This is a genomic window from Mesorhizobium sp. M7A.F.Ca.CA.002.05.1.1, from assembly GCF_003998335.1.
GTDB lineage: Bacteria > Pseudomonadota > Alphaproteobacteria > Rhizobiales > Rhizobiaceae > Mesorhizobium.
On sequence record NZ_RZQI01000116.1, the window covers coordinates 1 to 10,681 of the forward strand.

Below are 10,681 nucleotides of genomic sequence, written 5' to 3' on the forward strand. Positions count from 1 at the left end.
CGCAGAAGCTGGCGTCGGCGGAAGAACCGATCCCGGAAACGATAGCCGGCGATGCCGACGCGGTCGGCGCTGTCGTGCTGTCGGTGGCGCGTGCCACAATGGCCAAGGTGGCCAAGAGTTTTCGCGCGCTGCGTGCCATTGCGGTGGCGGTGCCGCGCATCGTCTCCAACGATCGTTTTGACCGGCCCGGCGGGCCGTCCGCCGTGCTTGGCCTGCTGCGGCGCAGTGTCAAAGTGCCGATCATCCTGGAAAACAACGTCAATTGCGCGGCCATCGGCGAGATGCACTTTGGCGCCGCGCAAGGCCACCAGACCTTCGCCTTTCTGCAGGTTGGCGTGCGGGTCGGCCTCGGCCTCATCACCGAAGGGCGTTTGTTTCGCGGAGCCGGCGGTGCTGCCGGCGAAATCGGCCGCATGCCGTTTCCGTGGTCGGCCAGCGAGACGCCCTATCGTGAAGGGCTCGAACATTATCTCGGCTCGCGGGCGCTGATCGAGCGCTGTCGTGTCGACTGGCCCGCTGGGGAAGGCGCGCCGCCCGACTCGGCCAAGGATCTGTTCGCGCGTGCTCTGGAGGGCTCAGCGTCGGCGGTAGCGGCAGTCGCGCGTCATGCAGCCGATATCGGCAGGCTGGCGGCCGGCTGCATCGGCATGCTCGACCCCGGCCTGATCGTGCTTGGCGGCGGTGTCGGCAGAAACCCGCTGATGACAGAAAATGTCGAACGCGTCGCAGCAGAACTTGCGTGGCCGACACGGATCGCCGTCAGTTCGCTTGAAGACGGCGGCACGGCGCTCGGCGCCATGAAGCTAGCCGTCGACTACAGTCTCGGGCTGATGCTGCGCGAAGGCCGCCATCCGGCTGTCGTGCTGCCGCCATTGTCAGAGCTGGAGCGCTAGTAGTGGTCTGATTTGGAAGATACCGCGTGACCAGATCGCTTCTGGAGAACTGTTTGCGACTGCGACTACTACCGTTGCAGAGCGCGTGTCTCGACTCTGGGGGCGAAAAAGTGCCCACGTAATGTTTTGACCTGTTCGTCGGCCAACGTCCCTTGCTGCAGCCCTTGCCCGCGGTCTCCGGGCAGTCGGCCTTAGGTCTTACTAGGTCAGCCCGCCATCCAGCCGCCGTCCACCATCAGGTTGATGCCTGTAACGTAGCTTGCCATGTCGCTGGCGAGAAACAAGGCGGCTCCGGCCACGTCGCTCGGATGTCCAAGCCGCGGCCATGGCGTGCGCCTTCGCGAGTAATCGAGCGCGTCGGGTTCGTTGGCGACACCCGGCTTGCCGGTGACGATCTTGCCTGGCGCAATCGCGTTGCAGACGATCAGGTCGTCGGCGTGGTCGACGGCGATCTGCCGTGTCATCTGCACGATGCCTCCCTTGCTCACAGAATAGGGGAAGTCGCCCGGGCAGGCCACGATACCATGCTGCGAGGAGATGTTGATGATGCGGCCGCGCACATCGGTGACGGGCGCCTGGGTGAGCATCTGCATCACCGCCCGTTTCGAGCAGTAGAAGAAACCGGTCAGGTTGACGCCGATGACGCGCTGCCATTGTTCCGGCGTGGTGTCGATCAGATTGGTGCTGGTGTAAATCGCGGCGTTGTTGACCATCACGTCGAGCCGTCCGAACTGCGTGACCGTCGCATCGACCAGCGCATCGACGGCGCTCCAGTCAGAGATGTCGGTCCGGATGTAAACAGCACCTCCGCCGGCCGAGCGGATCAACTCCACGGTGCTCTTACCGCCTTCGATCGGCTGCTCGACCGTGTCGGCGATGACGACGCTCGCGCCCTCGGCCGCGAATTTCAGCGCGATCGCGCGGCCGATGCCGGAACTGCCTCCGGTGACGATGGCGGTCTTGTCTGCGAGGAGGGGCATGGTCTTCAGCTTTCCCGGGTGACGATGGTTCCAATTTTCGGGCCGATCAGTTTTCCCTCGCGCGCGATTTCGCGACCGCGCAGGAAGACGCTTGTCAGCCGCGCCTGGACGGTCCAGCCATCGAATGGCGTATAGCCCGCTCGCGACACCTGATCGGCATTGGCGATCGTGCTGGACTGGCGCGGATCGAGGATGAGGATATCGGCATCGTAGCCGGTGGCGATCCGTCCCTTGCGCCGGCCAAGCCCGAAGCGCTCGGCCGGATTGCGGGCGCACAGGCGCACCAGATCGGACAATGCGATCAAGCCTTCATCGACCAGTTTCAGCATGGTCTGCAACAGTGTCTGCAGCCCTGGCATGCCACCTGGAATGTCGGCAAAGGCCGCATAGGATGCAGCCTTTTCGATTGGCGCGTGCGGCGCGTGGTCGGTGGCGACGATGTCGATCAGTCCTCCGCTCAGCGCGGCGCGCAGCGCATCCACATCATGCGGCGAGCGCAGGGGTGGCGAGGCCTTGAGATTAGCGCCTTGCATCTCATAATCGCTGGCGGTGAAGAAGAGGTTCTGCGGCGTTGTTTCGACGCTGGCGTCGAGACGTGGGGCCGGCTGGCCTGAAAGGCGGCGATGGTGCCGGGGCGGTCGCGTAGTGTGCTGCCGGTCAGGATCGATTGATCGCCGGGCGAGATGCCGATCAAAGTGTCGCTGCCGGCGAAAGCCTTCAACGCCTCGGCCACGGCGTCGGACGTCGCGAAGAGGAAGTCATCGGGCACATCGGCGGTGAACAGCTCGAACGAGACCGGCGCCAAGTCCAGCACGCGAGGGATAAGCGACAGGTTGCGGCTGACGACGGTCTGCAAGCCGACATCGACATGTATGCGGGCCTCGGTCATCGCCATCTTGTCGGCAAGCTGTTCGGCTGTGGCTGTCCATGGCTCGTCGGTCGGCATGTCGAGCACCGTCGTCACGCCGCCAAGGGCCGCGGCATGCGTGCCCGAGGAAAAGTCATCCTTGTGTGTCAGTCCAGGCTCGCGCAGGTGCGCGTGCGCGTCGACCAGGCCGGGCAGCAGATAGGCACCGGCCGCATCGATGACTGTCCTGGCCGAGGCCGTCTCGCCAGGCTGGACAAGCGCCGCGATACGGCCATCGGTAATGCCCACATCGCGCCGCTCGAACCCTTCGGCGTTGACGATGGTGGCTCCCCGGATCAGGGTTTCGAACATGCCGTCTTGTTTCCGTTAGCCGCGCCGCTCGAAGCTGGCATGGCTCTCCAGCCAGAACCGGGCAATCTCTTCGCGGCGCATGAAGGCAGCGGCCGGGTTCTGCTTCACATGTTCGATCACCTCGCGCAGCCCGGACGCCCGGTTGGGTTGGCCCATCCAGCGCGCATGGATGCCGATCGTCAGCATGCGGCCGCCGGTCTCGTCGGCTTCACCGAGCATGTAATCGATCGCCGAGCGGCAATCCTCAGCGAAGTCGCGCGGTTTGCTGTAGCCCGGCGCCACCAGATAACGGCTGTCGTTGAGCGTCTTGGAATAGGGCACGACCAGGATTTCCGTGCCCCGATGGTCGAGGAAGTAGGGCAGGTCGTCATTGCAGGGATCGGAGTGATAGAGGAAGCTGCCTTCCTCGACGAGCAGATCGCGCGTGTTGACGCTGGGCAGCGAGCGGCAGTTCCAGCCGAGCGGCCGCCTCCCCAGTAGTGTCTCGTAAAGCCCGACCGCTTCATGCAGCTGGCGCTTTTCCTCGCTGCGCTCCATGGTCGTATAGTCGATCCAGCGTAGGCCGTGGCCGAGCAGATCGTGTCGTCGCGTCTTCATCCATTCGACGAAGGGCGGGTTGCGCTCCAGCGCCACCGCGCAAGCTGAGATGGTGATCGGGATGTCGTAGCGATCAAAAAGCCGTGCCAAGCGCCAGACGCCGGCGCGGCTGCCATATTCGAAATGCGTCTCGGTGCCGAGGTCGCGCACCGGCGGGCTCGAGGTGAGATTGTATTCGCCCCAATTGTCGTTGCGGCCATCTTCGAGCCAGGAATATTCCGAGCCCTCCTCATAGTTGAGCACGAGGTTGATGGCGAGCTTGACGCCGCCGGGCCAGGTCACGAAGGGCGGATTCGGACCATAGCCGACGAGGTCGCGCGGCTGGGGCGGTTGCGAGGCAGCGCTTGGCGTCATGGCAAATTCCTCTCATCTCGTTTCGTTGGCGGTTATCCAGTCCATGTAGGCGTGGAAGGCTTCCTTGCCCGGACGCGGCCGCCATGTAGTGTCGCGCAGGATGCGGGCGATGTCATACGCGCCCCACATGCCGCCCTTCAGTCTCACATCCTGGACGATATTGGCGTCTTCTCCTGGTGTCACTTCGGCCTTCAGGCCCGGCACGCGTTCCCTTGCCCAGCCGACGATCTCGCCGATGGTCTGGCTAGACCCGGAGCCGATGTTGTAGTGACGGTAATTGAGGCGCGGTGCATCGATCAGCGCGAGGATCGCGGCGGCAACGTCGGTCGAGACGATATAGTCGCCGACCGGCTCCAGGCTGTTCGGCCTGATCGTCTCGCCGGCTAAAGCCATATGTGCGACGCGGTTGGGAACATGGCGAAAGTTGCGGCTCTCGGTCGCGCGGTCCATCGGGCCGTAGACCGAAGCAAGTCGCACCGAGACCGCCGACAGGTCGAACAGGTCGGCATAGCGGTTGGTCACCATCTCGGAGGCGAATTTCGAGATGCCGTAGAGCGTCAACGGCGCGACATAGCCGTCTTCCGGCAGCGGCTCGCTGCTCCAGTCGGGGCCATTGTGACGGTAGACGGAGCCGGAACTGACATAGACGAAGCGCTTGAGGTCCGGTCTCTCTCGCGCCCAGTCCAGCATCCGCACGGTGCCCATTAGATTGACGTCGACGATGCGGGCCGGGTCTTCGGCCTCGGGCTGCCGTTTTGCCTCCGAGGCGCTGCCGCGCGAGATCGGCGTGATTGTCGCGCCATGCACGATCGCCGTGATGCCTTGCTCGTCTAGCGCCGCGGACCAGGCTTTCGGGTCGAGGACGTCGGCGGCGACCACTGTGAGCCGGTCGCGCACCGGGGCGAAATGCTTTTCGGCCGCCGCGTCCAGGCCGGACCGGTCGAGGATCACGGCCCGGGCTTGCGGATCGCGGTCGAGCCATGCGCGCGCGACCACGCTCATGACAAAGCCGGTGCCTCCGGTGACAAGCAGCGTCATGTGAACTCCTTCTAAGTTGAACGAACAGGATCAGCGCGTTGCATAGCCGCCGTCCACGAGCATGTCGGATCCGGTGACGAAGGATGCGTCCGATGACAAAAGGAAAGCGGCCGCCGCGGCGATCTCATCCGGCTCTGCGATGCGGCCGAGCAGATGGGCGGGGCCAAGACCCGCATTGGCGGCCTCGAAGTCCGGAAATCTGCGCAGCAGGCGCGCTGTCGCCACCGCGCCCGGCGACAGGCTGTTGACGCGCACATTGTCCGGCGCATGGTCGACCGCCATCGCCTTGGCGAGATGGATCAGCCCCGCCTTGGCAGCGCAATAGGCGACGGCATTGGCGGTGGCGACGCGTCCGAACTGCGAGCCGATGAACACCACCGAGCCGCCGCCACCCACCGCGATCAACGGCACCGCGAACTTGCTCATCAGGAACGCACCGGTCAGGCTGACGTCGAGTTCGCGGCGCCAGGACTGTTCGTCGAGATCGACGACGGTGGCATTGGTCGATGGCGCGGCGGCGTTGTGCACCAGTCCGTCCAGCCGGCCGAAGCGCTGCCTTGCGATGTCGACGGCGCTGCGAGCCTGCTCCGCATCGGTCACATCGCAGCCGCAGGCGGAAGCGGCGGCGCCGAGCTCATCGGCAAGGGCTTGCGCCGCCTCCAGCTCATAATCGGCGCAGATCACGCCGGCGCCTTCCGCGACGCAGCGCCGGGCAATGGCCGCGCCAATGCCGCTTGCGGCGCCTGCTATCAGGACAGCGCTGCCTTCGAGACGGTTCATCGCGGCCTCCTCAAACCCGTTCCTCGATACGTTGCATGACCGGCGCCGTGACCGGCCGGCGCAGAAGATTGTAGCAGGCGGCCAACGTGACCAGGGCAGCGCCGCCGCCGAGCAGCAGGAACATGGCGGGAGGTCCAAGATGCGCCATCAACCCCGCGGCGACGCCCGGCGTTGCCACATTGCCGATCGAGTAGAGCAGGAGCAGCGTGCCGGAGGCGGCGACCATGTGCCGGCTATGAAGCTGCGATGCGCCGAAGGCCATCGCCACCGGATAGATCGTCAGCGCCGTGGCGCCATAGATGAAGAACAGCACGAAGAGCAGAGGCACCGACAGGGTGCCGACCCAAGCGATCAAGGCGCAGGCCGTCACCGATACCAGCCCTTGCACCAGCAGTATCAGGCGGCGGTCGAAACGGTCAGAAAGCCAGCCGACCGGGGTCTGCGCCACCATTCCGGCAATGCTTATCGTGGTCACCAGCCAGACCGTGGCCGCCGCCGACAGGCCGATCTGCGTTCCGTAAAGAGGCGTCAGCACGAAGACGTTCATGTTGGTGATGCCGCCCTGGAAAATCGCCACGACCGTCACCGGCGCCAGCCTGAAGAGCGCCAGCGGTCCCAGCCGCCTGTCTGCCTTGGCTCCGGACGCGGGCGCCGGATCACTCGGCACCGAAGGCAGCGCCGGCCAGCGCACCCCGGCGAAGTTGGGCGCAAAGGCCACAAGCACCGTCGCCATCGCGACCAGAAACAGATGCGGAGATTGCGGACCGACCATCGCCACCAGGACCTGGCCAAGCAGCACGGCAATCGCCGTCGTCAGCATGTAGAGCGCGAATAGCGAGCCGCGATTGTGCTGTTCGGCATAGAGATTGATCCAACTCTCGCAGACGACGAACATCGAGGCCATCGACATGCCGCCGAGCAGCCGCAAGCAGAACCATGCCGGCATGAAGTCGGTAACGACGAAGCCCAGGGCCGACAGCAGCGCAGTTGCCAGGACCAGCAGGAATGTCCGCTCATGGCCGTAGCGGGTGACCAATGGACGCGTCACTAGGCATCCGATCAGGAAACCGGCCGGATAGGCGGTCAGCACGATCTGCACGGTTCCGGGATCGACGCCGGCTTTGCCGAGGTGGAACGACACCGCTGTCGTCAGCATGGCGCTGCCGATACAGGCGAAACAGACGCCTGCCATCATCGGCAGCGTTGCGCGGGAGCGCTCGGCGTTCTGCCAAAAGCGCATCGCGGATTGACCGATCGATCCCATGAATGCCGCGCCTGGCCGACTAGGACGGACGCCGGAGATCGCAAGCAGGATCGACAAGCGGCGCCGGATTCTTGTGCATTGCGACGGCTCCCCTTGGCAGTCACGCTGGCCGGCGGCTGCTCTCCCAAACAGAAGCTACACCCAGTCATGCCTGCTGCAAGCGAAGATTGACACGGCTATGGCGTCATTTTTTTTGGCCATCCCGGCGGCGGAAAACGGCGTTGCGCCCTGCGAAAGGCTTTACAGTCCTTTAGTGCGCTCCCTACGATAGGTCGCCTGTCAAAGATCGAGAGGGGACCCCGAGATGACGATCGAACGTCTTGAGAACGGCCAACGCTTTTGCCGGGTGTTGCGCCATAACGGCACCGTTTATGTTTCCGGCCTGACGGCGGACGACCTTTCAAGCGACACCACCGCGCAGAGCAAGCAGATATTCGCCAAGATCGATGCGCTTCTGGCCAAGGCCGGCAGCGACAAGTCGAAACTCCTGAGCGCTCAGATCTGGCTGCGTGACATCGCCGACTTCGACATGATGAATATGGCTTGGGATGCCTGGATCGACCGCAGCGCCATGCCGGTGCGCGCGACGGTGGAGGCGCGGCTTGCCGGCGACCAGTATCGCGTCGAGATCATGGTGACGGCGGCGGTCGGCTGACGCCGATTGGGGTGGGCAAACCGAATGCATGAGCTGGTGATCAAAGGCGGACGCGTTGCCCTCGACGACGGTTGGGCCGAATGCGATATCGCCATCGACGACGGCCGCATCGCCGCCACCGGGACGGGCCTGGCCGGCAAATCCTTGATCGGCGCCGGCGGTCGTTGGGTCATGCCGGGCGGCATCGATGCCCATTGCCATCTCGACCAGCCGGTCTGGGGCGGGGCCGGCAATGCGGATGATTTCGAATCCGGCACCATCTCGGCTGCCTTCGGTGGCACGACATGCATCGTCCCGTTCGGCATGCCGGGTCCGGAGATGAGCACCGTCGCCGCCATCGATCGAGCGCTCGACCGTGCCACAGGGCGCGCGGTGATCGATTACGGGCTGCACGCGGTGGTGACCATGGGCACCGGCCCGGATGTCGAGCAACAGCTTTCGCTGCTCGCCGGCCGCGGTATCGCGTCGGTCAAGCTGTTCATGACCTATCAGGGCTTTGCCGTCGATGACGATCTGTTCTTCAGGGTGCTCGATGCTGCCCATAGGCTTGGCTGGATCGTCATGGTCCATGCCGAGAACGATGCCGCCATAAGGCGCACGCGGCAGCGCCTGATCGATCTCGGCCGCACCGATATCCGCTACCATGTCGTTGCCCACAGCGAGACAATGGAGCGGGAGGCAACGCATCGTGCGTTGGCCTTCGCCGAAATGACCGGCGCGCGCATGACCATCGTCCACGTCTCCTCCTGGCAGTCGGCCGAGGAGGTGGCGCGGGCGCGCGGGCGAGGGGTGGATGCGATAGCCGAGACCTGCCCGCAATATCTGTTCATCGGCGCCGCCGACCTCGACCGGCCGGCCATGGATGCGGCGCGCTTTGTGTTTTCGCCGCCGCCGCGCTCGCCGCGCAGCCATCGGCATCTGTGGCAGGCGCTGATCGATGGCGGCATCGACCTGTGGTCGTCGGACCATTCGCCCTATTTCTTCGCCGACAAGATCGCTCGGTCGCAGACACCCGACTTCACCACCACGCTGAGCGGCATTCCCGGCATCGAGACTCGTCTGCCGCTGCTCTTCTCGGAGGGACTGCTGAGCGGCCGCCTGACGCTCGAGCGCTATCTCGATCTCACCTCGCGCAACGCCGCCGCGATCTATGGCCTGGCCCATGCCAAGGGGCGCATAGCGGTCGGCCTCGATGCCGATCTGGCGCTGTGGGATCCGACAGTGACCTGGACGCTCGGGCACCGGGCGCTGCATTCGCGTGTCGACTTCACGCCCTATGAGGGCAGGAGCGTGACGGGCAAGCCGACCACTGTGCTGGTGCGCGGCGTGCCGGTTGTCGCCGACGGCGAACTCCAGGTGCAGCCGGGGTTCGGACAGTTCGTAGAGCGCAGCGCCGCCGATCCGGCCCGCTCGGGAAAACCAGTCGAGGAGATGATGCCGTGGCTCGATGCCTGACTATCGCGGTCGCCCAGACCGGGCCAATCCAGCGCAGTGCGACGCGGAGCGAGACGGTCGATCGCCTCATCCACTTGCTGGAACAGGCAGCTTCCGCCGGGGCGGAGATTGCCGTGTTTCCCGAGATGGCGCTGACCACTTTCTTCCCGCGCTGGCGCATCGACGATCAGGCGGAGATCGACGCCTTCTTCGAAAGGGCAATGCCGGGGCCCGAAACGCGATGCCTCTATGATGCCGCCGCCCGCCTCAAGATCGGCTTCGCGCTCGGCTATTGCGAGATCGCAAGGGAAGACGGCCGCACGCGCTGTTTCAACACCATGGACCTTGTCGGCCCGGACGGGCGGTTCATCGGCCGCTACCGCAAGATGCATGTGCCGGGGTCGAGCGAGCCGGAGGAAGGCATCACCACGCATCTCGAACGTCGCTATTTCGAACCGGGCAATCTCGGCTTTCCGGTCTTCGACTATCGCGGCGTGCGTGTCGGCATGGCGATCTGCAACGATCGCCGCTGGCCGGAAACCTACCGCATGCTTTGCCTCAATGGCGCCGAGGTGGCCTTGCTCGGCTACAACACGCCACTGCTGCTCGACGAGGCGCCGGCGCTGGCGCATCTGCGAATGTTCCACAACCATCTGCCGATGCAGGCCGGCGCCTACCAGAACACGCTGTGGGTCGCTGCGGCCGCCAAGGCGGGGCTGGAAGACGGCCAGGCACTGATCGGCGGGTCCTGCATCATCGCGCCGACCGGCGAGATCGCCGCGCAGGCGATGTCGCTCGACGACGAGGTCATCGTCCACCGCGCCGATCTCGACCTGATCGAGACCTGCCGGAAAGTGAATTTCAACTTCGCGCTCTATCGCCGCCCCGACCAGTACCGGTGCATTTCCGAACCGGCCTGAGATCGAAACTTGATGGCCCCCAGCGAAACCAGCCAGGACACGGCGCCGCGCGCGACCGAGCCGCTGTCGCTCGGCGAGATCGTGGAAAACGGTCTCTGCATCGGTTGCGGGCTCTGCCGTTCGATCGCCGGTCCCGGCAAGGTCGAGATGGCGATGACGCCGGAAGGGCGCGAGCGGCCGGTGGCGATGCAGGTGTTGGTCAGGTCGACGCTGACGCGGGTCAACGCAGTCTGCCCGGGAACGCGCATCGCCGGTCCACCGCCGGCGCAGGCGAGCAATGCAGCGTTGACGGACACCGTCTGGGGCCCCGCCGAACGGCTTGTGCTCGGACGCGCGGGAGATCCCACGGTGCGGTTTGTCGGATCGGGAGGCGGTGTGCTGACGGCGCTTGGGCAATTTCTGCTGAGCTCGGGACGCGTCAAGTTCGTGCTGCATGTCGCCGCATCACGCTTACAGCCGATGCGCAATGAGCGGCGCCTGAGCTTCGATGCCGTTTCGATGATCGAGGGCGCCGGCTCGCGCTACGGCCCCACGGCGACGCTGGTGG

12 protein-coding genes are annotated in these 10,681 nt (G+C 65.1%); 5 read left to right on the forward strand and 7 right to left on the reverse strand.

Features of this window, described 5'->3' with window-relative positions; genetic code table 11:
- The coding region (locus tag EN939_RS08685) for an ROK family protein (RefSeq protein ID WP_164750920.1) at positions 1 to 893 on the forward strand (893 nt) is incomplete at its 5' end.
- Between the two features lie 206 nt (positions 894 to 1,099).
- On the opposite strand, the gene EN939_RS08690 is transcribed toward EN939_RS08685, so the two are convergent.
- Genes EN939_RS08690 through EN939_RS08715 form a run of 7 tightly spaced genes read right to left on the reverse strand, consistent with a single transcriptional unit; the run spans position 1,100 to position 7,125 of the window.
- The gene (locus EN939_RS08690; RefSeq protein ID WP_127267689.1) at positions 1,100 to 1,873 is read right to left on the reverse strand and encodes an SDR family NAD(P)-dependent oxidoreductase; all 774 of its coding nucleotides are present in this window, start codon (positions 1,871 to 1,873) and stop codon (positions 1,100 to 1,102) included.
- A 5-nt stretch (positions 1,874 to 1,878) separates the two neighbouring features.
- Positions 1,879 to 2,355: a dihydroorotase gene (locus tag EN939_RS38955; RefSeq protein ID WP_245473065.1), complete on the reverse strand. Its 477-nt coding sequence runs from the start codon at positions 2,353 to 2,355 to the stop codon at positions 1,879 to 1,881.
- On the reverse strand, positions 2,331 to 3,092 hold the full coding sequence (locus tag EN939_RS38960; protein WP_245473066.1) for a dihydroorotase: 762 nt from the start codon (positions 3,090 to 3,092) through the stop codon (positions 2,331 to 2,333). Before EN939_RS38960 ends, EN939_RS38955 begins: the two co-directional genes overlap by 25 nt.
- Positions 3,093 to 3,107: 15 nt before the next feature.
- Positions 3,108 to 4,043, reverse strand: coding sequence for a polysaccharide deacetylase family protein (locus EN939_RS08700; protein WP_127267690.1), 936 nt, complete (start codon positions 4,041 to 4,043; stop codon positions 3,108 to 3,110).
- Positions 4,044 to 4,055: 12 nt separating this feature from the next.
- On the reverse strand, positions 4,056 to 5,081 hold the full coding sequence (locus EN939_RS08705; RefSeq protein ID WP_127267691.1) for an NAD-dependent epimerase/dehydratase family protein: 1,026 nt from the start codon (positions 5,079 to 5,081) through the stop codon (positions 4,056 to 4,058).
- Between the two features lie 30 nt (positions 5,082 to 5,111).
- The gene (locus EN939_RS08710) at positions 5,112 to 5,861 is read right to left on the reverse strand and encodes an SDR family NAD(P)-dependent oxidoreductase (RefSeq protein WP_127267692.1); all 750 of its coding nucleotides are present in this window, start codon (positions 5,859 to 5,861) and stop codon (positions 5,112 to 5,114) included.
- Between the two features lie 10 nt (positions 5,862 to 5,871).
- Positions 5,872 to 7,125: an MFS transporter gene (locus EN939_RS08715; RefSeq protein ID WP_127267693.1), complete on the reverse strand. Its 1,254-nt coding sequence runs from the start codon at positions 7,123 to 7,125 to the stop codon at positions 5,872 to 5,874.
- A 304-nt stretch (positions 7,126 to 7,429) separates the two neighbouring features.
- Here EN939_RS08715 and EN939_RS08720 point away from each other — a divergent pair, with 304 nt between their 5' ends.
- From EN939_RS08720 to EN939_RS08735, 4 genes are all read left to right on the forward strand, one after another.
- Positions 7,430 to 7,780 (forward strand): RidA family protein, encoded by a 351-nt coding sequence (locus tag EN939_RS08720; protein ID WP_127267694.1) that lies wholly within the window; start codon positions 7,430 to 7,432, stop codon positions 7,778 to 7,780.
- A 36-nt stretch (positions 7,781 to 7,816) separates the two neighbouring features.
- On the forward strand, positions 7,817 to 9,235 hold the full coding sequence (gene hydA, locus EN939_RS08725) for a dihydropyrimidinase (RefSeq protein WP_245473067.1): 1,419 nt from the start codon (positions 7,817 to 7,819) through the stop codon (positions 9,233 to 9,235).
- Positions 9,220 to 10,134, forward strand: a complete 915-nt coding sequence (locus tag EN939_RS08730; protein WP_127267696.1) for a nitrilase-related carbon-nitrogen hydrolase — start codon at positions 9,220 to 9,222, stop codon at positions 10,132 to 10,134. The genes hydA and EN939_RS08730 overlap by 16 nt, the downstream gene beginning before the upstream one ends.
- Before the next feature lie 12 nt (positions 10,135 to 10,146).
- The coding region (locus EN939_RS08735; RefSeq protein WP_272483084.1) for a coenzyme F420 hydrogenase/dehydrogenase beta subunit N-terminal domain-containing protein at positions 10,147 to 10,681 on the forward strand (535 nt) is incomplete at its 3' end.